Genomic DNA, 16304 nt, shown 5'->3' on the forward strand with positions numbered 1-16304 from the left:
ACCCTACGACTGCAGCGCCACGAACCTGAACGCATCGCCTTCCCGGTGGATGCGCCCGGCCGAGAAATGCCCGCCGATCACGAGCGTCGGCGTATCGGCAAACCGGCCGAACAGCGCGGCCCTTGTCGCGGCCGACTGGGCCTGGTCGGAATCCGCGGTGGAAGACCAGCCGAGATGCGCCATCTGGCAGGGGTGATGGGCGACGTCGCCGGTCAGTAGCCCCCGCTCGCCGTCGGACTCGATCAAAATGCTCATATGGCCCGGGCTGTGGCCGGGCGTCGGGATCATGCTGATCTCCTCGCTGAGCCGGTGGTCGCTCGGGATCAGGTCGGCGCAGCCGGCATCGACGATCGGCTTCACGGAATCGTTAAAGACGGCCTGCTTGTCCGGCTCGGTCGAGTGGTCGCGCCAATGCTCGTATTCGGTGCGGCCGAACACGTAGCGCGCCTTCGGAAACGTCGGCACCCATTTGCCACCGACCAGCTTCGTATTCCAGCCGACATGGTCGACGTGAAGATGCGTGCACAGCACGGTGTCGATACTGTCGGGCGCGAAGCCCGCCGCACTCATCATTTCCAGGAACGGCGTGTTGCGGTTATTCCAGGTCGGGACATTGCGGCCCTGCTTGTCGTTGCCGAGCCCGGTATCGACGACGATACGCTGCGACGGCGTCTCCACCACCAGCGAATGGATCGACATTTTCAGCCGGCCTTCCTCGGTGGCGAAATGCGGGATCAGCCAGGGCAGCTTCCGGATCTCGTCGTTGCTGGCCAGGGGCAGGATGAAGCGGGTCGAGCCGACCGTCTCCAATTCCACGACCCCAGTGATTTTGACTCGGCCTACCTTCCACTGCACGGGCATGCCCCTCATTTTCTTGCTTTCGCGAAAGATGCGGGTTTCCGCAGTCGAACGCAATGGATCATCTGTCGTGATGTTGCGTTATCGCTGGAACCCGGAACAACCCGCGCGACGCGCCAGGGGTGCCCCATGCCAGAGCTTGCGATTTCCGCCGACAAGGTCGCCTTTATCATTCAGAAGGCCCGCGAATTCGACGTCAAGGAAGTGGATGCCGATCCGGATTCGGGCTCGAACCCGACCGATGACGACGCGGTCGATGTCCTGGAGGACAACGGCTCCGATCCGGTCGGCAACGAACTCGGCGGCTTCATGATCGCCTTGAACGAGGACGAGCAGCTCGACCTCGTCGCGCTGACCTGGCTCGGCCGCGGCGACGGCACGATCGACGATTGGAACGATTTGCGCGCCCGTGCCGTGGAGGCACGGTCCGAGTATCGCAGCCCGCGCCGTGAAACGGTGCAATACCTGCTCGGCGAGCCGATGCTGGGCGATCTGCTCGCCGACGGGCTCGACGCATTCGGCATCGACTGGACCGACGAGCAGCTTACCGCGGATTCCTCTGATCCCAGCGAGCGGGACGAGGACGAGATCACCAAACAGCGGTGATGATCCTCCATAACGCACGACCCGCGCTTGGGCGCCGAAGTTCTCGCATCGTCATGGCAGGACTCTCACGCTACCGCAGGCGAGATCACCGCTTTCACAGCGTGCCGGGGAAGGCGCCGCCGTCGAGCAGGATGTTCTGGCCGGTGATGAAGCCGGCCTTGGCACCGCAGAGGAAGGCGCAGGCATAGCCGAACTCGTCCGGCTGGCCGAATCGGCCCGCGGGGTTGAGCTTTGCGCGCTCGGCCAGGATCTGCTCGGGCGTCGTGCCGCGCTTGTCGGCTTCGGCCTTCGCGGTGCCGGTCAGGCGATCGGTCTCGAACGGGCCGGGCAGCAGGCCGTTGATGGTGACGTTGTTGATCACGGTCTTGCGGGACAGGCCGGCGATAAAGCCGGTGAGGCCGGCGCGTGCGCCGTTGGAGAGGCCGAGAATATCGATCGGCGCCTTGACCGCCGCCGAGGTGATGTTGACGATGCGGCCGAACTTCCGCGCCATCATGCCGTCGACCGTCGACTTGATCAGCTCGATCAGGTCAGCATGTTGGCGTCGATCGCCTTGATCCAGTCGTCGCGGGTCCAGTTGCGGAAATCGCCGGGCGGCGGGCCGCCGGCATTGTTGATCAGAATGTCCGGCTCGGGGCAGGCCTTGAGTACAGCTTCCCGCCCCGCAGGCGTCGTGATGTCGCCGACGATCTCGGTGACCTTCACGCTCGGATAGGCCTTCCGAATCTCGTCGGCCGTCTTCTTCAGCGCCTCGGCGCCGCGTGCGGTCAGCGTGACGTCGACGCCGGCTTCTGCCAGCGAGAAGGCGCAAGCGCGCCCCAGACCCTTGCTGGATGCGCAGACGATGGCGCGGCGACCTTGATCCCAAGATCCACTGTTTCACTCCCGTAATGTCAGGCAGGTTTTTGGACGGGCGGCACTCTAGCCAACATCGGTGCCGCTGATAAGGGACGTGTCCGCGTCAAAATGCATGGCGCGCGGCAGCGCGATGCAACGGGCATGATCCGGAAAAGCGCGTAGCGGCTTTCCGAAAAGATCATGCTCAAACAGGTCAGATGCGCCGCTCCTGCTTAAACCGGTCGATCGCGGCGGCTGCCTCCGGCGGCAGCGATTTGAAGCCCATCTGCCCGACCGCCGAGAACAGCGGCCGCAGATGCGACCCGGCGAGGAAGGGCGGCTGCCGGTCGGCCGGCACGATCTGGTCGAACACCAGCACCAGCGTGGTGGCGACGAGGCCGACCCGGATGGCGCCGAGCGCGGCGCCGCCGAGGCGGTCGCCGATGCCGGCCTCGCCGACCGTGTCCTCAAGCACGAAACGGCCGATATATCCGAGCAGCATGCCGACCACCAGAAAGACGCCGAACAACCAGATCCAGTTCTGGAATTGCGGCGCATTCGGATTGCCGGCGATCTGCGGCGCGATCATCGGCATCAGCGAGATCGCGATGGGAGCCGCCAGCAGATAGGCGAGAATGGTCATGGCGCTGCGGAGCAGGCCGGTCCTGAACCCGAAGCCAATCGCGATGGCGAGCGCCGCATAGACCGCGATATCGAAGCTATTCATGAGCGCAACCCTGCCGTGGAACGAATGAACGCTGAACCGGTCGTTCCGGTTTCGGATCGCTAAAATCGTCTGTATCTTTTCGCTCCAGCAACTCAGGGGGCGTCCATTCAGGCTTATTCAAGGTGCGTGAAGAAGCCATCCTCGTGACGGACCTCGGCCTGCATGGTTCGAGACGCCCGCTTTGGCGGGCTCCTCACCACGACGGCCTGATATGTCGCGGCGAAGCGCGACCTCATCCTGAGAGCCCGCCGCAGGCGGGCGTCTCGAAGAATGAGGAGCTACCGCACCTCGCTCCTGATCATATCCGCCGCTTTCTCCCCGATCATGATGCTCGGCGCATTGGTGTTGCCGCCGATCAGCGTCGGCATGATCGAGGCATCGACGACGCGCAAACCGTCCACGCCATGCACCTTCAGCTTCGGATCGACCACGGCCATTGCGTCGGTGCCCATCTTGCAGGTGCCGACCGGGTGATAGACGGTGTCGACGCGATTGCGCAGGATGGCGCGGATGTCGTCGTCGGTTCGCACGTCGGACGTGAACATGTCCTTCTTCTGCAGCGCGCGCATCGCAGGCGTCTCCGTCAGCCGCCGCGTGGTCTTGAAGCCCGCGACCATGGTCTCGAGATCCTCCGCCTCGCCCAGAAAATTCGGATCGATCATCGGCGCCGCCAGCGGATCGGCGCTTTTCAGCCAGACACTGCCGCGGCTCTTCGGCCGCAACAGGCAGACATGGCACGAGAAGCCCGCCTCCTTGTGCTTCTTGCGTCCGTGGTCGTCGAGCATCGCGATGATGAAGTGCAGCTGGATGTCGGGGACGTCGAGGTGGGCCTGCGTCTTTAGAAAACCGCCGCACTCCGCAAAATTGGTGGTCATCAGGCCGCGCCGCTCCTGCGGTATCGCTGGATGGCGCGGAGCAGCGATGGCAATCGTCCGAGTGATGAGTGAACGAAGTGCGGATAGTCGGAGGCGTAGACGAACACGAAATCCGGATGGTCCTGCAGATTGCGCCCGACGCCCGGCACATGATGCGCGACGGCGATGCCATGCGCGGCAAGCGCATCGCCATCGCCGATGCCCGACAGCATCAGCAATTGCGGTGACTGGAAGGCGCCGGCGGCGAGGATCACCTCGCGGCGTGCGCGCAGCTGCTTCGTCTGCTTGCCCTGGACATATTCGATGCCGACCGCGAGCCCTGCTTCGAACAGGATTTTCGTGGCATGGGCCGCCATCTCGACCCGCAGATCTGCGCGCTTGCCGATGTGGGGCTGCAGATAGGCGCGAGCCGCGCTCCAGCGCTCGCCCTTGTGCTGCGTCACCTGGTAGCTGCCGAGTCCTTCGTGATCCCATTCATTGAAGTCCTCGCGGATGCGGAACTGCGCCTCGCGCGCGGCCTGATGGAAGATCTCATGGATCGGATTGTCCGAGCGCAGCCTGTTGACGTGCAGCGGGCCGCCCTTGCCGTGATATTCGCCGTCGAAATCGGCATTGTTCTCCGAGCGCTTGAAATAGGGCAGCACGTCCGCATACGACCAGCCGGCATTGCCGAGCGAGGCCCAGTGGTCGTAATCCCATTTGTGGCCGCGGATATAGACCATGGCGTTGATCGCCGAGGAGCCGCCAAGGCCCTTGCCGCGCGGTTGATAGCCGATACGGCCGTTCAATCCCTTCTGCGGCACGGTGTCGAAGGCCCAGTTGGCCGCCTTGTATGGCAGCGCGAGTCCGAACGGCGTGGTGATCCGCCAATTGTCGTTGCGTCCGCCGGCATCGAGCAGCGCCACCGATGTCGCCGCATCCTCCGACAGCCGCCCCGCCACCGCGCAACCGCCGGAGCCCGCGCCCACGACGACGAAATCGAATGTGTCAGTCATTGCTGTTTCCCCCTTTGTCTTTTCTTTCTTGTCATTCCGGGGCGATGCGAAGCATCGAGCCCGAATCCATCTCACCACCATTGATGCGGACAAATGGATTCCGGCTCGCGCTACGCGCGCCCCGGAATGACTGAGACCTACGACATGAACCGCATCATCTTCTCCAGCCGCGCGATCTTGCCGCCATAGGGCGGATAGAGATCGGTGAGGCGGTTGAACTTTGAGCGATAGAACACCGGCTTCAGCTTGCTGAAAGTGCGAAAACCCCATTCGCCGTGATAGGCGCCAGTGCCGGAAGCGCCGACGCCGCCCATCGGTTGGTTGATTTGCGCGAAATGAAACAGGCAGTCGTTGATGGTGACGCCGCCGGAGACGGTGCGCGCCAGCACCTCGTCGCGCGCGTCGCGATCCCTGCCGAACCAGTACAGCGCCAGCGGCCGGTCGCGGCGGTTGATGAAAGCGATCGCGTCGGTCGGATCGCGAATGCCGAGCACGGGAAGCACCGGCCCAAAGATCTCCTCCTGCATCACGGCCATCTCCTCATTCGCGCCGACGATCAGCGTCGGCGGAAATTTGCGGTGCGCCTTCCAGTTGGGATCGTCGGCCTTGGCTGGCTGCAGGATCTTTGCGCCGCGCTGCGCGGCATCTGCGACCAGCGCTTCGAGCCGCGCATAATGACGGTCGGAGATGATCGAGCTGTAGTCCCTGTTGGCGGGATCGGTGCCGAACATGCGCCGCATCTGTGCGCGCACCTTCTCAGTAAAGGCCTGCAACGCGCTTTCCGGCACCAGCACATAATCCGGCGCGATGCAGGTCTGCCCGGCATTGAGCAGCTTGCCATAAGCGATGCGCTCGGCCGCCTCGTCGAGATCGGCTGACACATCGACGATCGCCGGCGACTTGCCGCCGAGCTCGAGCGTAACAGGCGTGAGATTGCGCCCCGCCGCTTCCGCGACCAGTCGCCCGACCCGGGTCGAGCCGGTGAAGACGAGATGATCGAACGGCAGCGTCGCAAAACCCTTCGCGATCTCGTCCTCGATCCCGGTGACCAGCAGTTCGGTGGCGTCGAATTTTTGCGCAACCGTCTCTTTCAGCAGCGCGGAGAAATGCGGAACGAGCTCGCTCGGCTTGATGAGGACGCGGTTGCCGGCGGCGATGGCGCCGATCGCGGGCGCGAGCGTCAGCTGCAGCGGATAGTTCCAGGGCGCGATGATGCCGACGACGCCGAGTGGCTGCGGGATCAGCCGGTTGCGCGCGGGCAGGAATTGCAGCGCAGTCCCGACGCGCTGCGGCGCCATCCAGCTCTTCAGGTGCTTTGACGCGTGCCGGATCTCGGAGAACACCATCATCGTCTCGGCGATATCAGTCTCGACCGCCGAGCGGTGGCCGAAATCGGCCGAGATCGCCTGCCGGAAGCGCTCTTCATTGTCCGCGACCACGGCGCGCAGCCGCGCCAGCCGGTCGAGCCGCGCGCCGTGAGCGGGCGCTGGCTCGGTCCGCGACCGCGCGACCATGGCCTGGAAGCTGTCCGTCAGCGCGGCCGGCGGAGCGCTCGCAAGGGGGCGGTTCAAGGTGTTGTTCAAGGCGCTCCTCCCCAAAACGGCGTTTCGCCTCTGTTTTGTTGCTGCAAGCTGGCGGTTTGTGGAACTTCTGGCAAGTGCGTGGCAAATCGGCCGGAGTCCGCGCCAGCGGTCTGTCATAAAGTCGAAAAAAACGTCCCCTCGGCCCTTTCCAAAGGCGGTTCGGGTTGATACATAGCCCCTGCACCCGACGGGCTTTGCTCGGGGTTGCCTTCCAAGGAAGCCTTCGGGACGGAGAAGCAAGCCACGCGAACAGCGTCGGCCCTGATCCGCCGTCTCCGGCATTTTCACGAAGGCAAAGCAAGTGTTTAACGCGGGGTGGAGCAGCCCGGTAGCTCGTCAGGCTCATAACCTGAAGGTCATAGGTTCAAATCCTATCCCCGCAACCAAACAAGCCTCTAGGTTAAGAGGCCTAGAACGCCGCCCTCCGGGGCGGCTTTCTTGTTTTGGGGTCTATCTCCGCGACTACAGTGCACTAAATTCCCCTCCATTGAGTGTGTCACCGTAACAGCGCATTCTCGAGCACGGTACGCTCGCTCGGATCCATCCGGAGCAAACGAGGCGTGGAAGGCGGCAGCCCGCCAGAATTGGCGGATCGCTCGCTGTGAGGCAGGGGTGTCCAGCGGCACGTGGAGTTGAATCGTAGCCCCTCCCGTTCGGTCGCGGAGACGGTGATACGCGCGTCCAGCTGGCCGGCGAGGCTCTTGATCACCTTGAAGATATTCGCCGTTCGCAGAAGCGAAATAAAAGACGTTCCAGCAACCTCAGTGTTTTGACCCTAGTCGAATGCCAGATCTTTGAAGCGTCGCCAGGAGTTCCTCGGGACTAAATGGCTTTGACAGAATCGCCAATCGATCATCCTGTGCAAACCGAGTGCGAACGCTCTCGCCAGCGTAGCCGGTCGCAAGGACAATGGGCAGATCAGGCTGGACCGCGCGAATATCCGCGACCAATTCATCGCCGCGCCGATCAGGCAATCCGAGGTCGATAATGGCGCCGGCAAGCCCGTCCTGCTCAGCGCGAAATTTGGCCCATCCCTCTGAGGCGCTGGCAGCTTCGATTGAAACGCATCCGGCGTCAGCGAGAGTATCTGCGACAAACATTTGCAGCAGCAATTCATCCTCAACCACGAGAATGCGAGCCTCTCGCTGCTCCGTCTGACGATCCAGCAATTCCCGAATTCGCGTTGCGAGCTCAGAGTAAGAGAAGGGCTTATTGAGCAATTCGATCTCGGCATCGAGCCTGCCCTCGTGAACCAAAGCACCGGCGGCATAGGCTGTCGTCATTAATATTTGAATGGAGGCGCGCATTGCCCGAGCGCGTTCCGCCAGGACCCGTCCATCCATACCGCCCGGCAGTCCGAGGTCGGTGAACAACAGGCAGATGTCGTTCTCCCGCGCCAGGATGTCCAGCGCCGACGCGCCATCGATGGCTTCGAAAACCCGGTAACCGAGCTCGCGCAGGCTATCAACCGTATAGCGTCGAACGTCCGCCTCGTCTTCGACAACGAGGATCGTCTCGCCTTGTTTGCCCCGCGATGCATCAGCAGCCGCTTTGGGCTCTGCGACAGGGGTCCATGTGGGAGCAGCCGCGTCCAGGACCTTGGGCAGATAAAGTTTGGCCGAGGTGCCGATGCCGGGTTCGCTGTAAAGCCTCACGTGGCCGCCGCTCTGTTTGACGAACCCGTAGACTTGACTCAGCCCCAAGCCGGTCCCACGTCCGCCTGCCTTTGTCGTGAAGAATGGCTCGAAGACCTGCCGAAGCACATCGGGCGTCATGCCTATTCCCGTGTCTGTCACGGTGATGAGAACATGAGATCCCGCAACGACATCGATATCTGCCATTGCGGAGACGGCCTCGAACTCGACATTATCCGTCTCGATCACAAGTTGCCCGCCCGACGGCATCGCATCCCGCGCGTTGACGGCAAGGTTCAAAATCGCCGCTTCGAGTTCGGTCGGATCGATCTCAACGCTCCAAGGGTCTTTGACCAGTCTGGTCCGCACCACTATCTGCTCGCCCAAAGTGTGCTGGAGGAGATCGGACATCCCGGAAACAAGTACGTTGACGTCAAGCACATGGGGTTCGAGGGGCTTTCGCCGCGCAAACGCCAGCAATTTCTCGGTGAGCTTCGCGGCTTGCCAGGCGCCGCGGGTGGCATTTTCGAGTGCTCGCAGCAAGGCGGGCTCGGTGATTGCAAATCGACGTTGAGCACTCTCCAGATTGCCGAGCACGACGGTCAGGAGATTATTGAAATCGTGTGCTATCCCAGCCGTCAGCAGTCCAACCGCTTCCATTTTTGCCGAATGCCTTAGACGTTCTTCGGCTGCCTTGCGGGCCGAGACATCTCGAAGGCTGGCAAGGCGAGCAGGCTGACGGTCCCAAGTCGTTTCGACGATTGAATCTCTGCATCAATCTGGTCGCCGTCCGGCTTATGAATAGCTATTTCGGCCGTGTCTCCGGCGATAAACGGTATTCCGATCGGACGCCCGATCAATGACTCAGCCTGCCGCCCGAAAATCTCCTCGGCAGCTGGGTTGGCAAACAGGACGATGCCCCCTCGTCAATGACGATGATCCCGTCGGCATTCTTCTCGACGAGGAATCTGATCTCGGCTTGATCGATGCCGCTGCGAGACCTGGCATCCGCACTGTTCATGGTATCGACCTTGCCGCGCCTTCACCGATTATTGTGCGATATCATCACCGGTGAACACGTTTGGCGCAGCTTTGAAGGAATCGCCGAAGTGCATGCCGGCGCCGTCGATTGTGAACTTCCGGATTTCCTTGGCATGCTCGCTGCCACGCATCTTCAGCACCATGAGCCCTCGATTCATCGTGTTCTGCTCCTGGATGTAGCGCAGTAAGATGATTGAATCCGTCAACGTGGAGATGTGTTGCTCGCTGACGCTCTCGCCACCGACGAGGGATTTGCTGGTGGCGGTACAAAGTCCGGCAATTTCCCGCTTCTTGATGAAGGAGGTAAGGCTGATCAGAAATTCGCGGAACCCGGTATCCGGGGCGATCCGTTCCAGTGCCGACAGGCTGTCCACCGCGATCCGGTTCGGCTGGAATTCGTCGACCAGACTCTGGATCGTAAGCAGATGATCCGGCAGCCCCTGCGCTTCAGGATAGAGACAGACGATTTTGAGCTTTCCCGCGGCTTCCATTTGAGCGAAATCGGCACCCCAGCCACTCGCGTTGCGGAAGAGCTGGCCCTTGCTCTCCTCATATCCAAACAGGATGGCTTTCTCTCCGGCCGCTACGCCGCCGGCGAGAAAGTTGGTGACGAGCAGGGTCTTGCCGGTACCGGTGGCACCGCTCACGAGCGTCACGCTATCGCGAAAGAAACCGCCTCCGCACATCTTGTCGATCTCAGAATTTCCGCTTGTGACGCGCACCGTGCTTGATTGCTGTTCCAGCCGAAGCGAGGAGAGCGGGACCGCGACCACGCCTTGGTTCGCCAGGAGGGTAAAGGGTGCCTCACCTTCGGCGTGGTGGCTGCCGCGCATCTTGAGGACTTCGATGGTACGGCGACGTTTTTCACGATGAAGGACGTTGCGCAAAATGACAACGTTGTCGGCGACGAATTCCTCCAGGCGATGCCGCGTGATTTCTCCATACTCACTGTTGCGTTCCGCCGTCATGAGCACGGTAAGGCCGGTCTTTTTGAGCGCGCTGCTGATATGAAACAGCTCGCGGCGCAGAATCTTCGGGTCGCCGATAAAATGGTCAAAAAAGTTGAGTAAGCGAATCGAGAACGACACGTTTGGCGTTGACCGTCTTGACTGCGTGCTGAATGCGAGAGAGCAAGCCAACGAGATCGAAATCGCCGATGATCAGTTCATCGCTGGCTGGCGGGCTGGCGTCCACAAATCCCAAGCGGCCGTTCTTGCGCCATTTCGCCAGTTCCCAGCCAAATCCCAGCATATTGGCTTCAATATCCGTGGGCGGCTCCTCGAACGTGACGAGCACGCCATTCTCACCAAACGTCGTAATTCCGTGAGCGAGAAATTGGGTGGCGAACACCGTCTTGCCGCTTCCGGGAGTGCCGCCGACCACGGTGGTCCGGGCGCGAGGCAACCCACCCATGACCAGTTCATCGAAGGCCTGAACGCCGGTCTGCACCCGATCCAGCACGGCGGCAACGTCGACATCCTCTGTGATCATGCTGTCTTCCCTTCAGGGTCGATACCGAGAAAATCAAGAACCCTCGCCACGTCGCTGAGATCGCCAATTATCCGCCGCGGGCGAACAGGGTGTTCAAAGGCGAGGGTCGGCGTAGCGATGATCGCAGCTTGTTCGGCCAGCTCGGGATTCTTGATGACGTCGATAATTTCGACTTCCAGCCCATTGTGTGCCTTCGCGACCTCTTGCAAGCGGCGCAGATTCTGCTCCGCTCGACGAGAGGTCGCTGACGGTCCGGCGATGTAGAGTCGAAGCAAGAGGTTGGTCACGTCGCAATCGCCTTCTTGGCGCTGAAACATCGGGCGCCGCCGATGATGCCACCGCTGACCTCGCACCCCGCGTGCGAACCATGGCGGCGCATCCGAGCGCCCCATGAGTCGTGTCAGCAAACACGGTGCGCCGGTCTCAGGCAAGAGAGAGAGAAATACCAACCCTACTAGTAGAGGCCGTCACCCCGCGGCATTTGGCCCGGGCGTCTCGGCGAGCGTCGCGGCCTCAACGCGTCGTCACTCGTGACCGCCCGCTCGCGCGCCCAGATAATAGCCGCACTACGGCGGTTTACGCCGATTTTGCGGTACAGGGACGCAATATGGTTGCGAACCGTGTTCTGGGAAAGATGGAGCATCTCGCTCATCTCGGAATCGCTTCGTCCTTCGCAAATAAGCCACAGCACTTCGCGTTCGCGACCTGTTAAACTATCAACCTCGGACGATCGCGGGGGCGACCGCGTGCCGTGGCGTAGAGCGCTGAATTTCTCGACGATCATCCGGGTGAGCCAGGAGCTATCGGCCATGATGGCTTCGATCGCGGCGACGAACTGCCACGGCTCTTTTTGATCGCTGGTCTGTTGAACGACACAGACCGGACGCCGCTCGTTGTCGATCATGACGTCGGCGGTCGTAATAAAGCAATCCAGCACCGGGCGCTCGGACCTGCGTATAGGCAACTCAAGATTCTGAAGGCCACCGTTAAGGCGACGACGCAAATTGTCGTCGATCCAGACGATTTGCCCTGAGGCATCTACGAGAATGGCACCATCCGCGAGAGCAGAAGCGATTGGCTTCAACTCTTCATCATCTCGCGCAAAATCCTTCGCCACCTGGTCCATGACTGGCCCCCTGTGTTGATCAATGACAGGCAAGAATTGGAATGTGCGGAGATAACGTTACGAGGCTAAACTGGTTCCGGCCTACTAACTCCTTAGTAGACCGGAACTATTTCGGTCCAAAGGCATGGAGGAGGGCAACTTCCTCGATCGTTCGCCGCCCCCTAGTTTCCGGCCGCCTTGGAGTTACGGTGCACTAGACGTTCGAGTGACCGCGTAACTTTTGTGGCAGGGGGCCGCGCGTCCAGATGACAAAGTTCTTGCGCGGGCGCCAAGGTCGGCTACCGTCGGGTTCTAGTCGCCGGGTCAGGTGACGATTTGATTGATCCTTTTTAGCACTCGAATTCATCGGCGCCGCGACGGCGCGACGCCCACCGGACGAGGCGGGGCCATGATCGTACGGGACCAGGCAGCACTCTTGGCGCCGGTTGAGCGCGACTTGCGGCTCGACCTCTTCCGCGGCATCGGCCTGTGGATGATCTTCCTCGATCACATCCCGCACGACGTCGTGGCCTGGCTGACCTTGCGCAATTACGGCTTCAGCGACGCCGCCGAGTTCTTCGTCTTCATCTCCGGCTATCTGGTCGGCTGGATTTACGGGCCGATCGTCGCCGGCGGCTGGTTCATCGCCGCGCTGAAGCGGCTATGGCGGCGGGCGGCGGAAATGTATGTCGCCCACATCATGCTGTTCCTGCTGTTCACGGCCCAGATCGCCCGCACGATCAGGAGATTCGACAACCCGATGTATGCGGACGAGTTCAACGTTCACAGTTTCCTCGACCATCCGGACATCCTGATCGGCCAGGCGCTCACACTGCGTTACAAGCCAGTCAATCTCGACGTGCTGCCGCTCTACATCACGCTGGTGATCGCCGCGCCCTTCATCGTGTGGTGCCTGGTGCGCCGGCCGAACCTGACGCTCGCGGCGTCCGCGGTGCTCTATGTGCTGTCGCGCTGGTTCGACTGGAATGTCGCGTCCTATCCGCCCGGCACGACCTGGTATTTCAATCCGTTCTGCTGGCAGCTGATGTTCGTCGTCGCCGCATGGTGTGGCATTGGCCAGGTCGAGAAGATCGCCAAATGGGTCTGGTCGAAGCCGGTGATGGGCCTGGCGGCGGCATGGATTGCGTTCGCCCTCCTGATCGTGATGACCTGGCACATTCACGCGCTCGAGGCCCTGATCCCGAAATGGATGATCAAGGCGATCTACCCGATCGACAAGACCGACCTCGACATGCTGCGCTTCACGCATTTCCTGGCGCTCGGGATCTGGGTGACCTATTTCATCCCGCGCCACTGGAAGGCGTTACACCTGAAATGGCTGCGCCCGGTCATCCTGTGCGGCCAGCATTCGCTCCCGATCTTTTGCCTCAGCGTGTTCCTGTCGTTCTCGGCGCATTGGATCCTGATGCAATACACAAGGGGCGTCTGGGAGCAACTCGCCGTCTCCTTCGCCGGATTCGCCATCATGGTCGGGGCGGCGTGGCTGCTCGACCGCGCCGAGCGGGTGCCCAGCCTCTTCGTCAAGGTGACCGATGTCGACGACGAGCCGGAGCCCGCCGCCGAAGGCGCACTGGTAAAGGTCATCGCCGCAGCTCCCGTGAGCCGTTGAGGGCCCATCGCATCGCGCGGGCGACTTTTCAGGAGATATCCATGTCGAGGCTCTCGTTGACGGTTGCCGGCGCCCTTCTGCTCCTCACCTGCAACGCGTCGGCGGGCACAGGCGCCGTCGCCCGAGGCGATGGATGCTGCGCGAAAACTCGTCACCACGCTGAAGATCACGGATCAATATCGCGCGGCTCTCCCGCAGCTCATGCTTAAGCTGAGACCCGTGGTCGCGCAGGACAGGCCGGAGATCGAGCACGATTATGATGCGATGATCGCGCCGGGCTCCGACATCTACGCACCGTTCGCCGCTGCCATGGTCGACCAGATCGCCGCGCTCTACGCCGCCAGCTTCACGGTGGAAGAGCTGCGCCAGATCGAGGCGTTCTATGTCCAGCCGGCTGGCCGGAAGCTTTTGGAGAAATCGGATACGCTGGCGCAAGCGAGTGCGCAGATCGGCCAGGACGCGAACCAGAAGGCCGTCGACGAACTGAAGCAGCGCCTCACCGAGGCGCTGCGCCAGAAGGGGCACAAGCCGTAGCCGCTGCCTCTAGTGAATAGCCGCGTACATGATCTTCTCCTCCGTCGCCTCCAGCGCGGAGAATTCCTCCACCACCTTGCCCTGGCGCGAGACCAGGATCCGGTCGGACAGCGCCATGATCTCGGGCAAATAGGACGAGATGACCACGACCGCCTTGCCCTCGTCGGCGAGCCGGTTGATCAGCTCGTGGATCTCGACGATGGCGCCGACGTCGACGCCGCGGGTCGGCTCGTCGAAGATGATCAAATCTGGCTCCTGCACCAGAGATTTTGCGATCACGACCTTTTGCTGATTTCCGCCGGAGAGCTCGACCACCTTGCCGTCGTCGCCGATGGCACGAACCCCAAGCTTCTCGATCCAGGTCTTGCCGACCGCATCCGCCTCTCGCCGCGACAGCATCATGCGGCCCCGCGGAAACTTCGACAGCAGGCCGAGATAGATGTTGCGCGCGATCGAGGACGTCTCGAAGAAACCCTCGACCTTGCGGTCCTCGGTGACATAGGCGATGCCGGCCTTGACCGCCGGCGCCGGCACCCGGTAGCGCGCCGGCTGATCGTGCAGCAGGATTTCGCCTCCATGGAAGAAGTCACGCTTGAGTACGCCCGCGACGATCTTGAACGTTTCGGTGCGGCCCGCGCCGACGAGGCCGAAAACGCCGGTGATCTGGCCCGCGAATACCGACAGCGAATTGTTCTTCACCATCGGCGCCATCTTCAGGTTCTGCACCGTAAGCACGCGCGCACCGGTCGGCCGCACGCTGCTCTTGCGTGCGCCATAGAGCGTGTTGGAGAGGTCGCGGCCGACCATGGCCTGCACGATCGCCGCGCGGTCGAACTTGGCGGCATCGCCGGTCACGACATGCTTGCCATCGCGCAGCACGGTGATGCGGTCGGCCAGTAGCAGCGCTTCTTCCAGCGCATGCGAGATGAAGACGATCGAGACGCCGCGCTTCTTGAGGTCGCGCACGAGATCGAAGAAGTATTTCTTCTCCTCCGGCGTCAGCGACGCAGTCGGCTCGTCGAAGATGATGACCTTGGCGCGGTGCAGGACCGCGCGCGCGATCTCGACCATCTGCTTCTTGGCCGCGCCAAGGCCGCCGACGGTCGCGGTCGGCGTGACGTCGAAATTAAGTGACTGCAAAAACTGCTGCGCGGCGATGTAGATGCCGCGCAGGCGGTTGTAAAACTTCTCTTGCCCGAGAAAAAGGTTTTGCGCGACCGTCATGGTCGGCACCAGGCTGTTCTCCTGGAACACCATGGCGATGCCGAGATTGCGTGCCTCCAATGGCGTCTTTGGCGCGACATCGGCGCCGTCGACCGTCATGGTCCCCGAGGTCAGCATCACAACGCCCGCCATCACCTTGGTGAGGGTCGACTTGCCCGCGCCGTTCTCGCCGACCAGCGCGTGGATCTCGCCGCGGCGGAGCTCGAAGTCGACCCCATCGATGGCAGGCACGCCGGCGTAGAGCTTCGTCGCCTTGCGCAGCGAGAGTGCGATGTCGCTCATGGACGAAACTCCTCGGCAAGACCGGCAAGGGGCAATCGCAGGACTCGGCCGGGCCCCTTGGCGATCAGGACGAGATCGTCGCCCATCTCGGCGGCCGCGACGACGCCGTGATTGATGCCGTCGACCCTGCTATGCAGCGAATAGAGCGGCTGGCCGTCCGCATCGAGACGGATGACGAGGCCATAGGAACGCGGCGGCGCCCACGGCTTGATCACGCCCATGGTCTTGATGTGCGCGCCTTGCATCGGCTCCTTGAACGAACGCCCGGAACGCAGGCGCGGCGCGACCCAATAGGCCGTTTCAATCTCCGCCATCATGCGACGCCGATAGCCGGGCTCGCGCAACACGAACTCGACGAGCTGTGTCCGCGCGGTAAAGGCAGTGAGCCAGTAGCCGCCGCCAGAGGCCTTCGACAGCCGCGACGGATAGACGGGGAGGTGAGCGAGCACGACCTTTGCCGATGTACCGGGCGAGACGAGAACGAGGCGATGACGCCAGCTCTCGCTGACCAGCATAGCGTTGCCATGAGCGCAGGCGCCGAAGGCATAGCCGAACCCCTGAGCCACTCGTGTCACGGCCTTGCTGCCGAGATCGAGCTTGAACACGCGGCCGGTCCGATTGAGCTCCAGCAGGTCACGTGCCCAATCGTCGATGCCGCATGTCGTCGAGCCGTCGGTTGCAATGAGCGTGTTGTCGTCCGCGAGCGCCAGCGCATTGATGGCGTTGAACGCGGGGTCGGTGAACGTCACGCTCGGCTGCTCGGCCGAGGGGCTTGCGTAGACACGCACCTCGCGTCCCCCGAGTGCGACAGCAAGGCCGCCGCCGGGAAGTGCAGAGAGCGCCGATATCGGCTGCTCGAAACTGCGCACCTCCGATGCCGTG

General features: G+C 62.2%; 13 protein-coding genes, 1 tRNA gene and 3 pseudogenes. 4 read left to right on the forward strand and 13 right to left on the reverse strand.

The window, feature by feature from the left end:
- Positions 1–3: 3 nt before the first annotated feature.
- Entirely contained in the window at positions 4–855 is an 852-nt protein-coding gene (locus tag ACTGJ9_RS08370; RefSeq protein ID WP_456676677.1) for an MBL fold metallo-hydrolase, read from the reverse strand.
- A 132-nt stretch (positions 856–987) separates the two neighbouring features.
- Between ACTGJ9_RS08370 and ACTGJ9_RS08375 the strand changes: the two genes are divergently transcribed.
- The gene (locus tag ACTGJ9_RS08375; protein WP_456676678.1) at positions 988–1464 is read left to right on the forward strand and encodes a DUF3775 domain-containing protein; all 477 of its coding nucleotides are present in this window, start codon (positions 988–990) and stop codon (positions 1462–1464) included.
- A 94-nt stretch (positions 1465–1558) separates the two neighbouring features.
- Here ACTGJ9_RS08375 and ACTGJ9_RS08380 read toward each other — a convergent pair.
- The 4 genes and pseudogenes from ACTGJ9_RS08380 to ACTGJ9_RS08395 form a co-directional block, all read right to left on the reverse strand.
- Positions 1559–2339: pseudogene (locus ACTGJ9_RS08380) on the reverse strand (SDR family oxidoreductase).
- A 176-nt stretch (positions 2340–2515) separates the two neighbouring features.
- Positions 2516–3028, reverse strand: a complete 513-nt coding sequence (locus ACTGJ9_RS08385) for a CvpA family protein (protein ID WP_456676679.1) — start codon at positions 3026–3028, stop codon at positions 2516–2518.
- Positions 3029–3306: 278 nt separating this feature from the next.
- Positions 3307–4898 (reverse strand): annotated as a pseudogene (locus tag ACTGJ9_RS08390) (GMC family oxidoreductase).
- Positions 4899–5035: 137 nt separating this feature from the next.
- Complete coding sequence (locus ACTGJ9_RS08395) at positions 5036–6412, reverse strand: coniferyl aldehyde dehydrogenase (RefSeq protein ID WP_456678471.1); 1377 nt, start codon at positions 6410–6412, stop codon at positions 5036–5038.
- A gap of 378 nt (positions 6413–6790) precedes the next feature.
- Between ACTGJ9_RS08395 and ACTGJ9_RS08400 the strand changes: the two genes are divergently transcribed.
- Positions 6791–6867: transfer RNA gene (locus ACTGJ9_RS08400), tRNA-Met, on the forward strand.
- Between the two features lie 375 nt (positions 6868–7242).
- On the opposite strand, the gene ACTGJ9_RS08405 is transcribed toward ACTGJ9_RS08400, so the two are convergent.
- The 6 genes from ACTGJ9_RS08405 to ACTGJ9_RS08430 form a co-directional block, all read right to left on the reverse strand.
- Positions 7243–8775 (reverse strand): response regulator, encoded by a 1533-nt coding sequence (locus ACTGJ9_RS08405; protein WP_456676680.1) that lies wholly within the window; start codon positions 8773–8775, stop codon positions 7243–7245.
- 14 nt (positions 8776–8789) lie between these two features.
- Entirely contained in the window at positions 8790–9032 is a 243-nt protein-coding gene (locus ACTGJ9_RS08410; RefSeq protein WP_456678472.1) for a hypothetical protein, read from the reverse strand.
- A 132-nt stretch (positions 9033–9164) separates the two neighbouring features.
- A complete protein-coding gene (gene kaiC / locus ACTGJ9_RS08415) occupies positions 9165–10244 on the reverse strand; it encodes a circadian clock protein KaiC (RefSeq protein ID WP_456676681.1) in 1080 nt (359 codons plus the stop codon).
- A complete protein-coding gene (locus ACTGJ9_RS08420) occupies positions 10210–10647 on the reverse strand; it encodes an ATPase domain-containing protein (protein ID WP_456676682.1) in 438 nt (145 codons plus the stop codon). Before ACTGJ9_RS08420 ends, kaiC begins: the two co-directional genes overlap by 35 nt.
- Complete coding sequence (locus tag ACTGJ9_RS08425; RefSeq protein WP_456676683.1) at positions 10644–10964, reverse strand: circadian clock KaiB family protein; 321 nt, start codon at positions 10962–10964, stop codon at positions 10644–10646. The genes ACTGJ9_RS08420 and ACTGJ9_RS08425 overlap by 4 nt, the downstream gene beginning before the upstream one ends.
- Before the next feature lie 137 nt (positions 10965–11101).
- Positions 11102–11773, reverse strand: a complete 672-nt coding sequence (locus tag ACTGJ9_RS08430) for a response regulator transcription factor (protein ID WP_456676684.1) — start codon at positions 11771–11773, stop codon at positions 11102–11104.
- Positions 11774–12161: 388 nt separating this feature from the next.
- Between ACTGJ9_RS08430 and ACTGJ9_RS08435 the strand changes: the two genes are divergently transcribed.
- A complete protein-coding gene (locus ACTGJ9_RS08435) occupies positions 12162–13382 on the forward strand; it encodes an OpgC domain-containing protein (RefSeq protein WP_456676685.1) in 1221 nt (406 codons plus the stop codon).
- A gap of 41 nt (positions 13383–13423) precedes the next feature.
- A pseudogene (locus ACTGJ9_RS08440) lies at positions 13424–13916 on the forward strand (DUF2059 domain-containing protein).
- Between the two features lie 9 nt (positions 13917–13925).
- Here ACTGJ9_RS08440 and ACTGJ9_RS08445 read toward each other — a convergent pair.
- Positions 13926–15422 (reverse strand): sugar ABC transporter ATP-binding protein, encoded by a 1497-nt coding sequence (locus ACTGJ9_RS08445; RefSeq protein WP_456676686.1) that lies wholly within the window; start codon positions 15420–15422, stop codon positions 13926–13928.
- A complete protein-coding gene (locus ACTGJ9_RS08450; RefSeq protein ID WP_456676687.1) occupies positions 15419–16291 on the reverse strand; it encodes a hypothetical protein in 873 nt (290 codons plus the stop codon). Before ACTGJ9_RS08450 ends, ACTGJ9_RS08445 begins: the two co-directional genes overlap by 4 nt.
- Between the last annotated feature and the right edge of the window lie 13 nt (positions 16292–16304).

The organism is Bradyrhizobium sp. RDM12, from assembly GCF_051917485.1.
Classification (GTDB): domain Bacteria; phylum Pseudomonadota; class Alphaproteobacteria; order Rhizobiales; family Xanthobacteraceae; genus Bradyrhizobium.